Here is an 18436-nt window from a genome sequence, read left to right as displayed (position 1 = left end):
TGATATATAATAGGAAAGCTGTTCACCCTGAATAGAATGGCCTTATATCCGACAGGCTCGCTTTACGAGCTATCGCAAAGGCTCACGAAAAGCTGCTTGAGACTTTGAACGCAGTGCATGCCAATAATTATCAATATCTACCCTGCAAGACCCAAAAACCATGCCACAGGCAGCAAAATAATCGGATCAGACCCGGAAGCCGCCACCCTCGCCCATCTATAGAAAAATACTCAACACAACTGGCAAAAATGCCAGAATCTGGCCCATGGAACAAAAAGCCTATAATTTTGGGACAAATCACCACTCTTTTTTTGTCAACTAATATAAGCAAGCTCTTTTCAATTCCTCCATATAGTATTAATTTTAACCCGCCAGATACCAAATAAATGGCTGGCTTTTTTAACCTTCTGCTGTCTTACGGGGGTATGACTGCAAATGACTACAGAAAAAAAATTTATTGATTTAGTAGATAATTCTTCTTCTGCTGCTGATTTTTTATCAGCTCTTGCCAACAACAAAAGATTACTTATTTTATGCAAATTGTTGCATAATGAAATGTCTGTTGGCGCTCTGGCAAAAGCAATTGACTTAAGCCAATCTGCACTTTCACAGCATCTCGCCAAGCTACGTGCCCTTGACCTCGTATCAACACGACGCGATGCACAAACAATCTATTATATGGTTTCGTCGCCACATATCGAATTGATGTTGTCGACGCTATCAAGCCTCTATATGAGTCCAGCTCCGCGTCAACACGAATTAGTGTCGTCGCTTCACCAATAATTCGCATCTCATGAGGCATAAGTCGTGCGATGAAGGAAAACAAAACCGGATCGCACGACTTTGTCGTCGAGATTTCTGACGCCCGGGATCAACGGCTTGCGGCGTATAAAAATATCCGTGAAAAAGACCTGGTAGGACGCCAGCAGCGTTTTATCGCTGAGGGAAAAGTCGTTCTCAATGTTCTTTTTTCGCAAGCGGCACGATTTGAAACTGAATCGCTTCTTGTCTTGGAAAACCGGCTGAATGGCCTTGAAGAGCAGCTTGCACAGCTACCCTCCGGCGTAGAAGTCTATTCTGTACCGCAATCCGTCATGGATAGTGTGGCCGGATTTCATGTCCATCGCGGCATTCTCGCTGTCGGCAAACGCAAACACCAACCCGACCTCACAGATATAATCAGCCGACTGCCTGCAACCGCGTTAGTCGTGGTTTTGTGCGGCATATCAAATCACGACAATGTCGGATCAATCTTCCGCAATGCGGCCGCCTTTGAGGCCGATTGTATATTGATGGATGAAACCTGCTGCGATCCGCTCTATCGAAAAGCCATTCGCGTTTCGGTTGGCGCCACCTTGAAAGTCCCCTATTTTCACGGCGCAACCATCGAAACAATTGTCGAACAGATACAAGAAGCCGGAATCAACATATTGGCGCTCAGCCCCTCATCAGAACTGAGCATCTATCAAGCGCCGCATCATGACCGGCAGGCACTGCTATTGGGCACCGAAGGCGAAGGACTTCCCGCGCATCTGCTCAAGCGGTTCACAAGCGCACGCATTCCGATGTCATCACAATTTGACAGTCTCAATGTTGCGACGGCATCAGGCATCGCCCTCTCCCGCTTCAGCAAGTTCAAATAATTACGCAAAAGCCTCAGGCAGCCGAAACACTCGCAGATCCGGCAACAAGACGGCGCAACATTTCCTCAGCACGGGGTTCCCGTTCAGAACGTGCAATAAACCCGCCGCCATAGACACGCGCTTTATTGCTATCGTCTGAATAAAGAACACAGGCCTGCCCGGGGGCAATGCCGCTTTCGCCATCAACCAGCTCTACCCATGTCTTGCCATCGGCATGATGCAAAACAGCAGGGCGCGGCGGACGTGTCGAACGAACCTTGGCAAACACTTCCAGACCGCCTTCGGGCAGCGCATCCAGCGTGTCATCACCGAGCCAGTTCACGTCACGCAGAAAGACCTTGTGGGTTTCAAGTGCCTCGCGCGGTCCAACGATAACGCGGGTATTGGCGGCATCAAGATGCACCACATAAAGCGGATCACCCGTGGCCACACCAATGCCGCGACGCTGGCCGACCGTATAGTGAACGATACCATCATGACGGCCCAATACACGTCCATCGATGTGAACAATATCGCCCGGTGTTGCCGCTTCCGGCTTCAGCTTGGAAATAATATCGGTATATTTGCCCTGCGGCACAAAACAAATATCCTGACTGTCCTGCTTCTTGGCGACGCTCAGCCCCATTTCTTCCGCGATTTCACGCACCCGCGCCTTGGGCAGATGACCAAGCGGGAAGCGCAGATAATCCATCTGATCCTGCGTGGTCGCAAACAGGAAGTAACTCTGGTCACGATCAGAATCTTCCGGGCGGAACATCGCGCGATGTTCGCCATTAAAGCCGCTGCGGATATAATGGCCGGTTGCCAGAGCATCGGCGCCAAGCTCACGCGCCGTCTGTAACAAATCCGCAAACTTCACGGTCTGATTGCACGAAACACAGGGAATCGGTGTTTCGCCACTGACATAAGAATTGGCGAATGTATCGATTACCGCCTCACGGAACCGCGCTTCGTAATCGAGAACATAATGAGGAATACCGAGGCTTTCCGAAACGCGCCGCGCATCTTCAATATCCTGACCAGCACAGCATGAACCAGCGCGATGCACAGCCGCACCATGATCATAAAGCTGCAATGTCACGCCAACGACATCATAGCCCTCACGTTTGAGGATACCGGCCACAACAGAGGAATCGACACCACCAGACATGGCGACGACAACGCGCGTGTCTTCCGGCTTTCCCGGCAGATCGAGGCTGTTCAAGCTCATGATTGTATCCAGCTTCCGGGCATATGCCCTGCTTTTCAAAGTTTAGATTTGCGCTCTATATAGGTCACACTATAGGCGCTTGCCAAGATGTCGCAGCGAAAACAACGCTTATTTTGCTCGAAAAGCGCCACAACTTCGCGTGAGCCGGAGAAAAAAACACCCGTCCATCCGGTTTTTTTATGACTTTCTCTCAAAATATGGCTTTTTTTGGCAAGTGTTACCAGAGCGTTACCGCCTGTTTAGGTAATTCTTAAAGCTGTCGGGTTAGTCTCGGTCTCGATTAGGTCCTTGAGTGTTGTGTAGAGAGTACAATGACCGATCTGACAAGACCGCGTATAAAATATGTTATTGGTCCCGATGGCAGTCCGCTGACTATCGCAGACCTCCCCCCCGCCTCAACGAGGCGCTGGGTCATTCGCCGAAAGGCTGAAGTTGTCGCCGCTGTCCGCGGTGGTCTTCTCAGCCTTGAGGAAGCATGCCAGCGTTATACATTGACAGTGGAGGAATTTCTGGGTTGGCAGTCCTCAATCGACGAGCATGGTCTCGCCGGTCTCAGGACAACGCGAATCCAGCAATATAGACACTAGGTTTTTTTGCTGCTTTCTTGAAACAGCAAAACGCAAAATCAAACCCCGGCCAGTTTACTGGCCGGGGTTTTTATTTTTATCGCCTGACCTATATAAAATGAAAATACCTGCACTTAGAGCGCATCCAGGAAAGTGTGAAACGGTTTTCGGACAAAGATGCGCGTTAAAACAAATATTTAGAGCGCCGATCTGATTCAATCAGATCGAAACGCGCTCTAAGAAAATCTGGTCATGGTTGAAAATATGAAGATCTCAAAAAGCGATACGGCCGATAGCGGTCGCTATTTCATCAACATAGATGGTGATGAAGCTGAAATGACCTATTTAAAATTAGCTCCGTCGCTCATTGCCATTGATCACACTTTCGTGCCCGATTCGATGCGCGGAAAAGGCATTGCGCAAGCACTGGCGCTCAATGCAATTGAAGATGCCCGGAAAACAGGCTGGAAAATCATACCCCGATGCAGCTTCATGCAGGTACAGGCAAAGCGTCACAGCGAATGGGCAGATGTCATTACCGATGAGTGATTTTTAGGGTCAGGACTCATTAATTTGACGGGAATGGTGTGAGGCCATCCGTTCGGATACGAGGAGGAAAGACGAAGGAAATGTGGTTCATTTTCAAGACTTTTCGACGACGTAGGCGGGCGGATGGACCACATCCTTCGGACATCGAAATGACAAATATGCGATTTGGGCGATCTGCTGCGTCGAGCGGCTCAACCGGGGGAACTACCCCGTCCTCACGTCCCTCTCTTTGAATATTCGGGCAAATCTGGTCATTTCAGATGCCATTCTCATCAAATTAATGAGTCCTGACCCTAACGAAGCTCGCGAATCCTGCTGGCAAGGCTTTTAGGCCGCTTGCCAGATTTTTCAACGCTTTCACCTTCAAGCAGCTTATGGATCGGTGAAGCATCACCTTCATTCTCTGCTGTTGCAGCGACCATCTTTGCTGCCAGAACGGCCATTTCCTCCCGAAGTGCTGCATTTTCTTTCAGAATTTCGGCAGGAACAACAGTCCCCGCATCGCCCTTGCGGGCATAGCGTTCAAGCCGTTCCTGTGCGTCTGAAAAATCAGCGATCAGCTTGTCAAGCTTCTGCTGCAATTCCATATTGCGGCGCTTTTGGGTTTTCAGTTCAGTCTGGACTGCAGTCAATTGGGTCGCGACCTCGTTATAATGGGCAGATGCATCTTTACGATCCCGACGCATCTCAGTCATTTCATTAACTAAACGGCTATACTCGGCTTCTTTGGTCGTGATCTCGATACGAAGCATATCCGCCAGTTCCTGAAGAGATGAAAGATTTTTCTCAAGGCGCTTTGCTTCTGCTTCAACAATTTCTGTTTTATGCGCAGCACTATCACGCTCCGCACTGATTTCTTCGATAAGCTTGTTACCTGCAACAAGCGTTTCCCGAAGCGTTGCAAGCTCCGTCTCCAGGGCTGAATATCGCTTCAACTCATCATATTGCTCGCCGATCCTGATAAGCTGGGCGGATGTTTTCTCGCGCTCCTGTCGAAGTTGTTGCGAAAGCCTGCTCGCAACCACGGCATGTTCTGCACGCAACCCGTCACGATCTGCGCGAATTTCTGCAAGCGTTACCGGCAACTCCGCATGAACCTGACGTCGCGCCAGAACAAAGGCACGTCGCCAGACCGATGGCCCAAGCAGAACCACGACGAAAACCGCCACAAGAATGCCAAGTATGAAAATGAGCGCAGACTGGATCACAATTTTTTCACATTAGAGCGCATCCCGAAAAATGTGAAACACGTTTCGGGATGCGCGTTGAAAAGAAAGAAGGCGTCAGCCACTGCAATGACTGACGAGTGTTCATGACAAAAATCAAAACGGGTTCCATGTTGGTGAAGCGGAAAGCTTCAGATAACCGATATTGATACCCAGACGCGCACCAACTCCCGTACGGATTGGCACAAGCATGATATTCTGGCGCTTGAGCACATTAAAGCCAACACCGGCAATGACATAGGCCGAACCGGCAACACCGGCATAACGACCATAGAGACTTTGAATATCATCAAGATTATAGACAAGCATCATGACGCGGGAGCCTTGCCCGCCAAAATCCCAGCCAAGCGATGGCCCTTGCCAGAACGTGCGGTGATCGCCTGCATTCTTTGTATAAAGCGTGCCTTCACCATAAGTCAGACCACCAATAAACGCGCCTGAGCCTTCTTCACCCAAAATGTAACCATTCGGGAGACCGAAACTCTGAAAAGCTTTTTCGACAGCACTGGCGATACCACCGGAAGTCGATCCAAAAAAACGATGCCCGGATTCAACAACTTCCTGGGCTGAATATGTGTTGCTGCTCTGTGCCTGCGCATGATGCGGCACGGCGATAATTGAAATCAGTAAAGCCGCAAAAAACGCGATAAAATAGATCGCATTGCGGAACCTGATCTGCGACAGGGACGGTATGGCCATTTATAATTCCTTTTGCCTACCAGCTTCTCTATCTGACAGCCCTGTTAAAAGCCTGGGGTCCTGCCCCTCGTATACGTTTCTTGTGAACGCTTTTACCGAATCGCGCTTATTTTAAACGCTAATTTATTGTCTAAATCTTTATTTGCTGAAATTGGCTTTAGAATGGCGGCAAAAACAGCTTTGTTGCGGTAACCGGATGTCACGTGTATCCAGTTTCCCAAGGCCTCATATGATGATTCGTCGGGGGCTATATTGATCAACTGATTTCCGCCTGACATTCGACTATAGGTCGATAAGCAGAGCTGGTTAGCGCCTGGAGAAAACACCATGCCATTGCCTGTGACCCTTTCCGCACTCGATCTTGGTGCGCTTCTGTGCAGCCGCATCTGTCATGACATTATTTCACCGGTCGGTGCCATTAACAATGGCCTTGAACTGCTGGAAGAAGGCGGTGCAGATGAAGACGCAATGGCACTCATCAAATCAAGCGCACGCAATGCCTCGGCCCGCCTTCAATTTGCCCGCATCGCATTTGGTGCAGCCGGTTCCGCAGGCGTGCAGATCGATACCGGCGACGCCCAGCATGTCGCCACGCAATATTTTGCCAATGAAAAGCCGGAACTGACATGGGAAGGTACGCGCGTTTTATTGCCAAAAAACAAGGTCAAGCTGCTGCTTAACCTGATGCTGATCGGCAATGCTGCGATCCCGCGCGGCGGCTCGCTGAATGTTCGTCTTGAAAATGACGATACCAATCCGCGTTTTGTCATTACTGTGAAGGGGCGGATGCTGCGCGTACCGCCGAAATTTCTTGAATTGCATTCCGGCGCAGAACCGGAAGAACCAATCGATGCGCATTCGGTGCAGCCATATTACACGCTGCTGCTCGCTGAAGAAGCCGGTATGACAATTTCTATTCACGCAACTGCAGAAGACATCGTTTTCTCGGCTGAATAAAGAACACCACACACAACAAAAGGCGCAAGGTTAAGCCCTGCGCCTTTTTTGCTGACCAGCTCCAAAAGAAAAAGGCTCCGGGTGCCCGGAACCTTTCTCAACTCAATGGAGCCTTTTTCAATTCAACAATGTGCGAAAGCTTACGCGCTTTCACGCAGCTCTGCACCATCCGGCTCGCGCAGCACATAGCCACGACCCCAGACAGTTTCGATGAAGCTCTGGCTGCCGGAAACAGCATCAAGCTTCTTGCGCAGCTTGCAGATAAAGACATCGATAATCTTCAGCTCAGGCTCGTCCATACCGCCATAAAGGTGGTTGAGGAACATTTCCTTGGTAAGCGTGGTGCCCTTGCGCAGCGAAAGCAGCTCAAGCATCTGATATTCCTTGCCAGTCAGATGCACGCGCTGACCAGCAACTTCGACCGTCTTGGCGTCGAGGTTAACAATCAGATCGCCAGTTGTAATGACCGACTGGGCATGGCCCTTCGAACGACGAACAATCGCATGAATACGGGCGATCAGCTCATCCTTGTGAAATGGCTTGGTCATATAGTCGTCTGCGCCAAAACCAAGACCGCGGACCTTGTCCTCAATCCCGGCCATGCCGGAGAGGATCAGGATTGGCGTCTTGACCTTTGAAAGGCGCAATGTACGCAAAACTTCATAACCGGACATGTCCGGCAGGTTCAGATCAAGCAAGATGATATCATAATCATAGAGCTTGCCGAGATCGATACCTTCTTCACCAAGATCGGTGGTGTAAACATTAAAGCTCTCGGACTTAAGCATTAGTTCAATGCTTTGTGCGATAGCACTGTCGTCTTCAATCAAAAGGACGCGCATATCTTATCCCCTTTCCGCCGCTGACCAGTTTTCCCTCACGGCAGCTGACGGAACTGTCGTTGCCTTAGCATGAAGGTGCCTGCAAATGGTTAACAAAATATGATTCCGGTTAGCAAGCATAATTTTTTCCTGATTAGAGAAAACTCTTATCCAACTGAATCATATGCAATTCTTCTGTTCACTCGACACTCATGAATCACATTAAGAAAACCTCTTAAGTGATTCAATTGACTCTAGCTTTCGCCTGTTACTCAAAAACCACACTCTATTTACCGAGCCTTAATTCCTAACGCATATGATTAACGTTGCCGGTAAAGGAATGGTTACCAAAAGAGCGAAATCTTAACTTTTTGTTTCGCTTGAACAGACATTTCTTATGCTTGGCAGCATGGCTTGCATGTAAAAAAGCAAGTCTTTGCAATGGTTTAGATGGCATATTACGGGAAAACGGCTCCCTGATATGCCTGTTAATAAAGTCGGGGGGAACGCCCCAACATTAAGAGAGCTGGTTGGTGTTCAAGGAGTATTGCGTATGAAGCCACGTGAAAGCCTCGTCAGGCTGAAATTGTTCCAGGTGAAGGAAAAGCGCCGTCAACTGGGTCAACTTGATCTGATGATGGGTGAGTTCGAACGGATGGCCGGGGAACTCGACGCCCAGATTCTATCGGAAGAGAAGAAGGCAGGCATCACTGACATCAATCATTTTGCCTATCCAACCTTTGCAAAAGCTGCACGTCAGCGCCGCGACAATCTCGTTGGCTCGATTCGTGACCTGATGCAGCAAAAAGAAGCCGCCGAAGCAGAACTGGTCGTCGCTGAAGCCGACCTTGCGAAAGCAGAAGCGCTGGAAGAGCGCGACGGCGTCAAGGCACCTCGCGAAATCGTTGAGCGCCCGCTCAACCAGCGTCGCGCGATGATCGGCTAATAAAATTTCGGGCTATCCTCAAAAGCACCGCCTATCACAGGCGGTGCTTTTCTGCATTAAACATCAACGTGACACCATGCACCAATTCTTGGTTTGCATTCCCGCCACGGCTGGTTATAGGGATATGATGTGATGCATGACCCTATCCCGCCCAGACAAGATAAAGCCCGTGCCAAATTTGCACTCGGCAATACAGCAAAGCCGATTCAATGGGGCTTGCTGCTGATTGCATCTGCTTTTTTTATTTACATTGGCGAGAGACTGGAACTGCCAGCCGCATTCCTTCTCGGAGCCATGCTTGGCGCAATCGTGCTGGCATCACGCGAAAGCGCTATCAAGGTTCATACCCATATATCGCTTTTTGCTCAGGCAATTGTCGGCCTGTTGATAGCACGCGCCATGACGCAGGAATTTTTCAGCAATTTGGGGCAACATCTGCCGATCATCCTGTTTTCGACCGGCTTCACCTTGCTCGCCAGTACAACGGTCGGCTATCTCCTCGCACGCTTTCGCGTGTTACCCGGCACAACTGCTGTCTGGGGGATTTCGCCGGGAGCCGCCACTGCAATTGTGATTATGTCTGAATCCTTTGGCGCTGATGCAAGACTGATTGCCTTCATGCAATATCTGCGCGTGGTCCTCGTTGCCACCACAGCCTCACTTGTCGTCATGTTGACAACCGACATCGAAATAGCGGCGCCTGCGGCCATAGAATGGTTTCCTGCGATAAACTGGCACACACTTGGTCCAACACTCGCCCTGATCGTCTGCGGTGCCTATCTCGGCCAATTATCACGCATTCCAACAGGCGCCATGCTCATACCGCTCGCCTTAGGTGCATTGCTGCAAGATATTGGCCTCATGACCATTGATCTGCCACCATGGTTGCTGGCGGGTAGCTATATTTTCATTGGCTGGCGCATCGGCCTTGGTTTCACACGCAGCATCATTGCCCATGCAGCGCGCGCTTTTCCGGCAGTCTTTGGTGCAACGCTTATTCTGATCGCTGTCTGTGGGCTGTTCGGCATGATGCTTGGCCATTTTCTGGGCCTTGATCCCCTCACCGCTTATCTCGCCACAAGCCCCGGCGGAGCTGACACAGTGGCCATTATTGCAGCCTCGAGCAATGTTGATCTGCCATTTATCATTGCCATGCAAACCAGCCGTTTTTTCATCGTTCTGCTTGCTGGCCCGGCAATTGCCCGTTTTGTAGCTTCGATAGTCAAGAAACAACAACAATAAAAAACCCGGCTTGCGCCAACAATAAAAAAAACCCGGCTTTCGCCGGGCTTTTCGTAATCACTGATTATCAAACTTATTTGCCGTGGAAACCACGGATCGCACCAATGATCTTGTCCTGATCTTCTTCCGAAAGATAAGGATGCATCGGCAGGCTCAGAATTCGTGCAGGCAAGGCTTCCGAAACCGGCAGACCGCCCGGAGCGATCGGATAATGCTTGTATGCAGTCTGCAAATGCAGCGGCTTCACATAATAGATAACCGATGGAATACCCGCCGCCTGAAGATGCGCTTTCAGACCATCGCGGTTTTCGCTTTCAATCGAATACTGTGCCCAGGCCGAACGGTTGCCAGCAGGCAGGTCAGGCACCTTGACCACATCCTTGAGCAATTCATTGTAGCGCTTGGCAATACGGTCACGCGCCTCCATCTCATCTTCGAGAATCGCCATCTTTTCCAGAAGAATAGCTGCCTGAATCGTATCAAGACGCGAATTGATACCAATGCGAACATTGTCATATTGCGTTTCGCCCTTGCCGTGAAACAGCACAGAGCGCAGCGTATCCGCAAGTTCAGCATCATTGGTAAACATTGCTCCACCATCGCCATAACAGCCCAGTGGCTTGGCAGGATAGAAGCTCGTTGCACCGACATGACCGAAAGCACCGCACATCACATTGTCGCGTTTACCGCCAATCGACTGCGCTGCATCTTCGATCACAAACAGCTCTTCACGATCGGCAACAGCACTAATACGATTGTAATCGGCAGCAAGGCCGAACAGATCAACAGGAATGATCGCCTTTGGCTCAAGACGGCCTTCCTTGCGAACCGCAGCGATAGCCGCTTCAAGCTGCTCAACATTCATGTTGTATGTGTCGGCATCGACATCGACAAAAACCGGCTCGGCACCGACAAGGGCAACAACTTCAGCAGTTGCCGCAAAAGTGAACGACGGAACAAACACGGCATGACCCGGACCAATGCCACGCGCCATCAAAGGCATCTGAAGCGCGTCAGTACCGTTGGCACAGGCAATCACATGTTCAACGCCCAGATATTCGCCAAGCTTCTTTTCAAACTCAGCCACTTCAGGCCCAAGAATATAACGGCCTTCCGCAACTACCTTGGAAACGGCGGCATTAAGACGGTCTTCGATACGTGCGCGTTGCGCTCCAAGATCAATGAACTGCATGTTGGCTCCAATATATCTGGTTCGCCCCATCAGAAGCGAATCCACGACAATTCTCTTATTCCTTCCCGCCTCGAACGACCATGGGTGAAGCGTTCAAAGTTTTACGAGTTTCGTAACACCAGTTGACAGAAAATTCTGTCAAACCCGAATTATCTGGCCATTAACTAGGGTCAGGACCCATTAATGACGAACCGAACCTTCGGTCAAAATACGCAATACATTGATTGCCTCCTGACCATCGGTGCGCGGGGTTTCGCGCGTTTCAATGCAATGCAGGAAATGCTGCAATTCGCGCGTCAGCGGCATGCCTTCTTCAACAGCGACATATTCTGGCTCAACCGACTTGAAAGCCCACTGATCATTTTCCCGCCAGACTTCATGCTTGTAAAATGCGAGCTTGCGATCCCACGGCTCAGCATCATCAAATACCAGCATTCCCTTGGTTCCGGTGACACTCAAACGGCGCTCACGATAGGAATTCAACCGCGAAGCGAAGAGATGACCGCGAATACCGCTTGGAAATTCCAGATGCACATGCGCAAAATCACTGATCTTGTCGATAATGGCCGTACCCTCGCCGCGAACGGCTGATGGCTCTTCACCGGTAATGGCGAGAATCATCGACAGATCATGCGGTGCAAGATCCCACAGCGCATCGAATTTGTCATGAAACTTGCCAAAACCGACCCGATGAGAATGCACATAGCGAACATCGCCGATAGCACCGCTCTTCACCATCTCAAGCAGTTTCTCAAATGCGGGATGGAAGCGCAGAATATGGCCAACCATGAATACGCGATTATTTTCACGTGCTGCCGCGACTTCCGCCTCGGCATCGGCGACTTGAAGCGCAATCGGCTTTTCAACCAGAACGTCTTTGCCGTTTCTGACCGCTTCAATCGCATATTGTGCGTGAAACTGCGCAGGCAGCGCCATAACGATGCCGTCAATATCGGGATGCCTGAAAAGCTCATCAACCGGAATATCAGGAACACCAAACTCAGCAGCGAATCGCTGCGCATTGAGTGGGTTCGCGTCAGAAACACCGTGAAGGACACCGAGCCCCTTCAAGGTACGAATATGATTGCCGCCCCAATAGCCACAACCCAAAACCGCAATACGAGGTGCCATAAACTTAAGCCTTTGCTTTCCACCGGTTATTTATCCATGCACGACACGGAAAACAAGGCGAAAGCTATATATGGCTTTATGCGCGGTTACTTTTTCAGGTGTAATGCAAAGCAGACCATGCCCTAAAATATAATTTCCCGCTCCAGTCTAGGGTCAAGACCCATTAATTTGACGGGAATGGTGTGAGGCCATCCGGGTGGATTTGATAAGAAAAGGCGATGGAAATGTCGTTCATTTGCGAGACTTTACGACGAAGTAGGCCGGGCGGATGGACCACATCCTTCGGACATCGAAATGCCAAGTAGTGATTTGGGCGATCTGCTGCGTTGAGCCGCTCAACCGGGGGAACCACCCCGGTCCTCACGTCTCTCCTTGCAGAGTCTTCTCATTTCAGATGCCATTCTCATCAAATTAGTGAATCCTGACCCTAAGAATGCTTGACAGGGTTAAGTTCCCCACATATACCGCCGCCATTCCTTGCGAGATATCAATCTGGATAACTGGAAACAGTTATACCTATCTTGCAACAGGTTGGCGGAGTAGCTCAGTAGGTTAGAGCAGAGGAATCATAATCCTTGTGTCGGCGGTTCGAATCCGTCCTCCGCTACCAGCGCACCAGCAAAACATTCACAGTTTCAAGTCATTTTCAGATCAACAAAGCAGTCGAACTGTTGTAATCATCAACGGGAACTATAAGTTGGCGATATGATTGATCTGAATTTTGTTTTTCTTGCACTTCATCTGATTTCTGTAGTGAGCGGTGTTGCCGCCGGCATTCTCTGGATGCGGTCTGCAAGTGTGAATGTACCTGCTATCAAACCCTCAAGAAAGCTGCGGGAATCCGATGGTTCCTTGTCAGCCGCCTGGATAAATGAAGTCGCATCTAATCTCGATTCACACCACAAGGGCTGGGTTAAAGCAACGCAATACAATAAAGCGGCAGCCACAGCAGCGGCTATTGCTGCACTGGGACAAGCAGCCGTCTATGTTCTGACCATCATACATAACCTCGTTTCACCATAAGAACTTCTTATATCTAGAGCATACACAATGGTTCAATCCAGGGTCAGGACCCTAGACAGGCAATGCTCCAGGAAACGCAGCAAAACAATAAAGCGGAGTTGAAATGAGATTCTTGACCTTATTCATCGCATGGATTTTCGGCATAGCCTGTGGCCTGTCCATAGCCAGCTGGATGATTGCCAATGAACGAATCGGCGATGCAATCGTCATGCTCTATACGTCGAGCATCTTCGCTGTCGTAACATTTGTTATCCTCATTTATCTGGTTATCCGCCACGAGTGGAAAAAATAACCGTATCCAGTAATGAAGCGCAGTGAGAGGCAAACAAAAGACTATGATCCAGCTTATCAATCAGCCTCATCCATCCATACACAAAGCGTCGATCAGCCAGCTTGTGAACACTTTTTATGGCCGGGCACGTGAAGATGATCTGATAGGTCCGATTTTCGCGAAAGCCGTTAGCGACTGGGATCATCATCTGGCGCAGATATCGGAATTCTGGTCTTCAGTTATTCTTAAAACTGGCAGCTATGAAGGCCGCCCCATGCCGCCCCATTTACGGTTGGGACTACAAGGCGATCATTTTGACCGTTGGCTGGAATTATTTGAGAAAACAGCCCGCGAGATATTTCCGCCAGAGGCTGCCGTCATCTTTATCGACCGCGCAAGGCGTATCGCCGATAGTTTTGAAATGGCCATTGCAACGCATGGCGGAACATTTTCCACCCCGCGTCATTCGCGCAAACCATTATAAAAAAATGCCTGCCTCATAGAGAAGGCAGGCATTCAAATTTTAGCGACAGGTTTGGTTCTTAGCTCTGAAGCTGTTTTTCGTGCCGAAGCAACATGCCAAAAAGATCGCGCGGCTCATCAGGATCAGCCAACAGATCAAGCTGCACGTAAAAACCGGTATCTTTGAGCTTGTCACGCACGTAACGCAGCGCAGAAAAGTCTTCCGTCGCAAAGCCAACAGAATCGAACAGTGTAATCTGCCGCGCATCCGTGCGGCCTTCAATCTTGCCGGTAATCACTTCCCAGAGTTCCTTGACCGGATAATCTTCCGGAAGCTGCTGAATTTCGCCTTCAATGCGGGTTTGCGGCGGATATTCGACAAAAATATCTGAGCGGCGCAGGATATCGCCATGAAGTTCAGTCTTGCCGGGACAATCCCCGCCAACTGCATTGATATGCACGCCAGCGCCAACCATATTGTCAGTCAGGATCGTCGCGTTGAGCTTGTCAGCGGTAACGGTCGTAATAATATCCGCCCCCTCGACAACCTCCTCCGCATCCTTGCAAATCACGATATCAAAGCCGGCACCAGCAAGATTACGAGCGCATTTTTCAGATGCCGTACGGTCGATATCGTAAAGGCGAAGCTTGTCGATACCCAGAATTGCCTTGAATGCCAAAGCCTGAAATTCGCTCTGCGCACCATTGCCGATGATCGCCATGGTGCGTGCATTCTCCCGCGCAAGATGCTTGGCAGCGACTGCTGACGTTGCGGCCGTGCGCAGCGCAGTCAAAATGGTCATTTCAGTCAGCAACATCGGATATCCGCTGCCAACATCCGACAGAACACCAAAAGCGGTTACTGTCTGAAGTCCATCGCGTGTGTTTTTCGGATGCCCATTCACATATTTGAAACCATAAAGCGTGCCATCACTTGTCGGCATCAGCTCGATCACGCCTTCATCCGAATGCGATGCCACACGCGGCGTCTTGTCAAAACTCTCCCAACGGCGGAAATCCTCTTCGACATAATCCGCAAGCTCTTTGAGAAAAGTCTCAACGCCAACAGACAAAACCAGTTTCATCATGTGATCGACACTGACAAAAGGTACGATATTAAGGTTCGGTTGGGTCATTCCAGCTCCTTAGGGCCAGCTCTGCTGGCTCGCCAGCAACGAATAATCAATAATTGATGGTCGGACGGTCCATGACACTGCGGCCCAGAAGGCTGGCCATCAGATCTACCATGACGGTTGCCGTGCGTCCGCGCTCATCAAGAAACGGATTGAGTTCAACCAGATCAAGACTTGTCACCAGTCCGCTGTCATGCAGCATTTCCATGATGAGATGCGCTTCACGGAAGGTCGCACCACCCGGAACGGTCGTGCCAACCGCAGGAGCAATTGCAGGATCAAGGAAATCCACATCAAGACTGACATGCAAAAGACCGTTTTCGCTTTTCACGCGCTCAAGAAAGCGACGAAGAAGCGAAGCAACGCCGTGCTCGTCAATCAGGCGCATATCGAAAACCGAAACCTTGGTCTTTTGAATGGCTTCGCGCTCTGCCGGATCGACACTGCGAATCCCCATCATGCAGACATTCTTGGGATCAACAGCAGCGGCCAGATCAGGGAAATAGCCTTCAAACCCTTTCTGCCCCGTATAATAAGCAACCGGCGTGCCATGCAGATTGCCGCTCGCCGTGGTTTCCAATGTGTGGAAATCCGTATGCGCATCAAGCCAGAGCACAAATTGGGTGCGCCCTTTTTCGCTCGCACGCCGTGCGATACCCGGAACCGTGCCTGCGGCAAGCAGATGATCGCCACCAAGAAAAATCGGAAAGCCTTCCTCGCTCTCACGATAGGCGGCTTCACTGATTGCTTCAATCCATGCAACTGCATGCGGGAGTGCTTTGAGCGCCTTGTTCGGGTGATCGAACGAACGCAGCTCTGCCGGCACCAGATTACCAAGATCCGTGAACGCATGACCGAGTTCTTCAATGGCTTTTGCAATACCGGCAGCGCGATAGCCATCCGGGCCCATATTACAGCCGAGGCGTCCAGTACCTTCCTGAACAGGCAATCCCAAAATCTTGCAATGCATAAAGTAGGAATCCTTCTTTTTTCTACCTGAAATTCACCATTTAAGCTTGGCGATGTGAAGCAACCGGATTGGCAATTTTAACGGTTTGGTTTATCAGAATGGTGGATTGGCTTTTCAAATTGGAGAAAACATGGACGATCTGGACGAAAAGCTTATCACGCTTTTACGCCATAATGGACGCCGCAGCATTTCGGATATAGCCCTTGATATCGGCGTTTCACGCGCAACGGTTCGCGCTCGCATGGAAAAGCTGGAGCAATCAGGCGATATCATCGGCTATACGGTGATCCTGCGCTCTGACGCAGTTGATCTTCCCGTTCGCGGTATCATGATGATCGAAATCGAAGGTCATGTCGCCGACCGCGTGGTAAAATCGCTGGGCGGCTTCTCGGAAATTTCAGCAATCCACACCACCAATGGTCGCTTCGATCTGGTGGTAGAACTGGGTGCTGCAACGCTGACCGATTTTGATGCAGTCCTGCGCCGCATTCGACTGGTGCCGGGCATCAAGGCAAGCGAAACCAATCTTCTTCTGGCAACGCCGCGCTCAACACGGGCCAGACTGTAGTCAAAATACAGTCTTTAATAAAAAAAAACCGGCGCAAGGCCGGGCTTTTTATTTTATGAGTAAGTGTCTGAATCCAAAAGCGGCAGGCCCTGGCGAAAATGGTGATTTTCGAGTACCGAAGCGGAGTGTACTTTTGGGTACATGAGCATCGGAACGCAGACAAATTGCCATTTGCAGACCGGCATGGCGGATTTTGGAACAGACACTAGGCGAGGATTGGATAATCCGTATATCCCTTGGCACCACCGCCATACATATTTTCCTGATTGATTTCATTAAGCGGCGCATTTTCCTTCAAACGCCGCACCAGATCAGGGTTTGAGATAAACGGTTTGCCAAAGGCAACAACGTCGGCAAGGCCAGTTTCGATAGCCTTTTGCGCCAGTTCACGATCATAACCATTATTGACCATCCATGCAGCTTTACCACCGGCATCGCGATAGACCTGCTTGAGACGCGCATAATCAAATGGCTGCGGACCCTGCTGGAAATCACGCGGACCGCCGGTTGCACCTTCAATGATGTGAATATAGGCAAGACCATAGGCGGCCAGCTTTTCAATCACATAATCGAACAATGGCTGCGGATCGGGATCTGATGCGTCATTGGCAGGTGTTACCGGCGAAAGACGAATGCCAACCTTGCCCGGCGCAACAGATTTGGTAATCGCATCCACCACTTCAAACAAAAAGCGTGCACGATTTTCAATCGAACCACCATATTCATCGGTGCGGTGATTGCTGCCTGAACGCAAAAACTGATCAATCAGATAACCGTTTGCAGCGTGAATTTCGACCCCATCAAAACCAGCCACTTCAACAGCATCCTTGGCAGCCTTGGCATAGGTTGCAACGATTTCCGGCAACTCGCTCTTTTCAAGGGCACGCGGTTCAGACGTCGGTGCAAATTCGCCGGTGCCGTCTGGATGCACAAGATAGGTTTTCGACTTGGCCGTAATAGCTGATGGCGCGACCGGCTTGCCGCCATTTGGCTGCAGGCTGTTGTGCGAAATACGACCCACATGCCACATCTGCACGACGATCTTGCCGCCTGCGCTGTGCACAGCATCGGTTACGCGCTTCCAACCTGCAAGCTGCTCATCAGAATATAGGCCCGGAACATCGGCATAGCCCTGCCCCTGATGGCTGATCGGTGTTGCTTCTGTGATAATCAGACCAGCGCTTGCACGCTGTTCATAATAGGTAACATTGAGATCATTGGGCACAGCCTTGGGTGAACGATTGCGCGTCAAAGGTGCCATAACAATTCGGTTTGAAAGCTTCAAATCGCCAATAGTAACCGGATCAAACAATGTGGTCATAGGCATTTTCCTTTAGATTGAGAGATATTTAAAGATCGGACAGTGATTCAAGCAAGGCGGCTATCGCCTTTTCATCGCGTTTGTAGAAGGTCCATTGACCAACGCGGCTCGGCGTAATCAGCCCCGCTTTGGTCAACACGGACAAATGGGCAGAAACGGTGGATTGCGACAGGCCGCACCGTTCAAACTGACCGGCACACACACCCATCTCCAAGGACATGTGCTGGGTGGAAAAGTGTTTCTCCGGCTCTTTGAGCCAGCTTAAAATGTCGAGACGAACAGGATGGCCAAGCGCCTTGAGTATCTCGTCCAAAGGCATAGCCAATGAATCAGACTGCGCTATAGTTTCAATCTCCGACATTATGGCCACCTCGCTGATCTTCATTCATATCGTCATTTAACGATATATGTATCGTTGAATTTCGATTTTTAAAGACCTCGCTTGTTCACAGGCACGTGAAGAGAAAAAATCATGCTTTCCTGTGGACCATTATGACGCTCTTGAT

The 18436-nt window shown here is 50.1% G+C and carries 21 protein-coding genes, 1 tRNA gene and 1 pseudogene; 12 read left to right on the top strand and 11 right to left on the bottom strand.

Going from position 1 to position 18436, the window contains the following annotated elements; all coding sequences use genetic code 11:
- Window positions 1–435 precede the first annotated feature (435 nt).
- On the top strand, window positions 436–783 hold the full coding sequence (locus FHY56_RS03095; RefSeq protein WP_140903716.1) for an ArsR/SmtB family transcription factor: 348 nt from the start codon (window positions 436–438) through the stop codon (window positions 781–783).
- Between the two features lie 29 nt (window positions 784–812).
- Window positions 813–1643 carry a TrmH family RNA methyltransferase gene (locus FHY56_RS03090; protein WP_140903715.1) on the top strand — a complete coding sequence of 277 codons (831 nt, stop codon included), beginning with the start codon at window positions 813–815 and terminating at the stop codon, window positions 1641–1643.
- A 13-nt stretch (window positions 1644–1656) separates the two neighbouring features.
- On the opposite strand, the gene mnmA is transcribed toward FHY56_RS03090, so the two are convergent.
- On the bottom strand, window positions 1657–2853 hold the full coding sequence (mnmA, locus tag FHY56_RS03085) for a tRNA 2-thiouridine(34) synthase MnmA (protein WP_193556752.1): 1197 nt from the start codon (window positions 2851–2853) through the stop codon (window positions 1657–1659).
- Between the two features lie 311 nt (window positions 2854–3164).
- Between mnmA and sciP the strand changes: the two genes are divergently transcribed.
- A complete protein-coding gene (gene sciP, locus FHY56_RS03080; protein ID WP_094505279.1) occupies window positions 3165–3440 on the top strand; it encodes a CtrA inhibitor SciP in 276 nt (91 codons plus the stop codon).
- A gap of 231 nt (window positions 3441–3671) precedes the next feature.
- Window positions 3672–3968 (top strand): GNAT family N-acetyltransferase, encoded by a 297-nt coding sequence (locus FHY56_RS03075; RefSeq protein ID WP_168927577.1) that lies wholly within the window; start codon window positions 3672–3674, stop codon window positions 3966–3968.
- Window positions 3969–4261: 293 nt separating this feature from the next.
- On the opposite strand, the gene FHY56_RS03065 is transcribed toward FHY56_RS03075, so the two are convergent.
- Both FHY56_RS03065 and FHY56_RS03060 read right to left on the bottom strand, forming a co-directional pair.
- Entirely contained in the window at window positions 4262–5152 is an 891-nt protein-coding gene (locus FHY56_RS03065) for a coiled-coil domain-containing protein (RefSeq protein ID WP_193556760.1), read from the bottom strand.
- A gap of 138 nt (window positions 5153–5290) precedes the next feature.
- Complete coding sequence (locus FHY56_RS03060) at window positions 5291–5893, bottom strand: DUF1134 domain-containing protein (RefSeq protein WP_140903712.1); 603 nt, start codon at window positions 5891–5893, stop codon at window positions 5291–5293.
- A gap of 327 nt (window positions 5894–6220) precedes the next feature.
- On the opposite strand from FHY56_RS03060, the gene chpT reads away from it, so the two are divergent.
- A complete protein-coding gene (gene chpT, locus FHY56_RS03055) occupies window positions 6221–6850 on the top strand; it encodes a histidine phosphotransferase ChpT (RefSeq protein ID WP_140903711.1) in 630 nt (209 codons plus the stop codon).
- A 140-nt stretch (window positions 6851–6990) separates the two neighbouring features.
- Here the strand turns inward: chpT and ctrA are convergent, their stop codons facing one another.
- Entirely contained in the window at window positions 6991–7692 is a 702-nt protein-coding gene (ctrA, locus tag FHY56_RS03050; RefSeq protein ID WP_140903710.1) for a response regulator transcription factor CtrA, read from the bottom strand.
- Between the two features lie 532 nt (window positions 7693–8224).
- Between ctrA and FHY56_RS03045 the strand changes: the two genes are divergently transcribed.
- A complete protein-coding gene (locus FHY56_RS03045; protein ID WP_140903709.1) occupies window positions 8225–8617 on the top strand; it encodes a flagellar export protein FliJ in 393 nt (130 codons plus the stop codon).
- Window positions 8618–8749: 132 nt separating this feature from the next.
- Entirely contained in the window at window positions 8750–9859 is a 1110-nt protein-coding gene (locus FHY56_RS03040) for an AbrB family transcriptional regulator (protein ID WP_140903708.1), read from the top strand.
- A gap of 73 nt (window positions 9860–9932) precedes the next feature.
- On the opposite strand, the gene FHY56_RS03035 is transcribed toward FHY56_RS03040, so the two are convergent.
- A complete protein-coding gene (locus FHY56_RS03035; RefSeq protein WP_140903707.1) occupies window positions 9933–11051 on the bottom strand; it encodes a DegT/DnrJ/EryC1/StrS family aminotransferase in 1119 nt (372 codons plus the stop codon).
- Window positions 11052–11231: 180 nt separating this feature from the next.
- The gene (locus FHY56_RS03030; RefSeq protein ID WP_140903706.1) at window positions 11232–12182 is read right to left on the bottom strand and encodes a Gfo/Idh/MocA family protein; all 951 of its coding nucleotides are present in this window, start codon (window positions 12180–12182) and stop codon (window positions 11232–11234) included.
- A 533-nt stretch (window positions 12183–12715) separates the two neighbouring features.
- Here FHY56_RS03030 and FHY56_RS03025 point away from each other — a divergent pair.
- From FHY56_RS03025 to FHY56_RS03010, 4 genes are all read left to right on the top strand, one after another.
- Window positions 12716–12792: transfer RNA gene (locus FHY56_RS03025), tRNA-Met, on the top strand.
- Window positions 12793–12887: 95 nt separating this feature from the next.
- Window positions 12888–13205, top strand: coding sequence for a hypothetical protein (locus tag FHY56_RS03020; RefSeq protein ID WP_140903705.1), 318 nt, complete (start codon window positions 12888–12890; stop codon window positions 13203–13205).
- Between the two features lie 103 nt (window positions 13206–13308).
- Window positions 13309–13497: a hypothetical protein gene (locus FHY56_RS03015; protein WP_140903704.1), complete on the top strand. Its 189-nt coding sequence runs from the start codon at window positions 13309–13311 to the stop codon at window positions 13495–13497.
- A 43-nt stretch (window positions 13498–13540) separates the two neighbouring features.
- Window positions 13541–13960 carry a group III truncated hemoglobin gene (locus tag FHY56_RS03010; protein ID WP_140903703.1) on the top strand — a complete coding sequence of 140 codons (420 nt, stop codon included), beginning with the start codon at window positions 13541–13543 and terminating at the stop codon, window positions 13958–13960.
- Window positions 13961–14018: 58 nt separating this feature from the next.
- Here the strand turns inward: FHY56_RS03010 and FHY56_RS03005 are convergent, their stop codons facing one another.
- A complete protein-coding gene (locus FHY56_RS03005; RefSeq protein WP_140903702.1) occupies window positions 14019–15074 on the bottom strand; it encodes an ornithine cyclodeaminase in 1056 nt (351 codons plus the stop codon).
- Window positions 15075–15120: 46 nt separating this feature from the next.
- Window positions 15121–16041 carry an arginase gene (gene rocF / locus FHY56_RS03000; protein WP_140903701.1) on the bottom strand — a complete coding sequence of 307 codons (921 nt, stop codon included), beginning with the start codon at window positions 16039–16041 and terminating at the stop codon, window positions 15121–15123.
- 130 nt (window positions 16042–16171) lie between these two features.
- On the opposite strand from rocF, the gene FHY56_RS02995 reads away from it, so the two are divergent.
- Window positions 16172–16609, top strand: a complete 438-nt coding sequence (locus FHY56_RS02995) for an Lrp/AsnC family transcriptional regulator (protein WP_140903700.1) — start codon at window positions 16172–16174, stop codon at window positions 16607–16609.
- Between the two features lie 61 nt (window positions 16610–16670).
- Here FHY56_RS02995 and FHY56_RS18115 read toward each other — a convergent pair.
- From FHY56_RS18115 to FHY56_RS02985, 3 genes and pseudogenes are all read right to left on the bottom strand, one after another.
- Window positions 16671–16780: pseudogene (locus tag FHY56_RS18115) on the bottom strand (flagellar basal body P-ring protein FlgI); the annotation flags it as partial.
- 34 nt (window positions 16781–16814) lie between these two features.
- Window positions 16815–17930, bottom strand: a complete 1116-nt coding sequence (locus FHY56_RS02990; RefSeq protein ID WP_140903699.1) for an alkene reductase — start codon at window positions 17928–17930, stop codon at window positions 16815–16817.
- A gap of 28 nt (window positions 17931–17958) precedes the next feature.
- A complete protein-coding gene (locus FHY56_RS02985; RefSeq protein WP_376890174.1) occupies window positions 17959–18291 on the bottom strand; it encodes an ArsR/SmtB family transcription factor in 333 nt (110 codons plus the stop codon).
- Between the last annotated feature and the right edge of the window lie 145 nt (window positions 18292–18436).

Origin of the sequence: Brucella gallinifaecis (assembly GCF_006476605.1) — a bacterium.
GTDB classification, from domain to species: Bacteria; Pseudomonadota; Alphaproteobacteria; order Rhizobiales; family Rhizobiaceae; genus Brucella; species Brucella gallinifaecis.
Note: the sequence above shows the minus strand (reverse complement) of the source record. Positions and strands in the feature narration are given on the sequence as shown.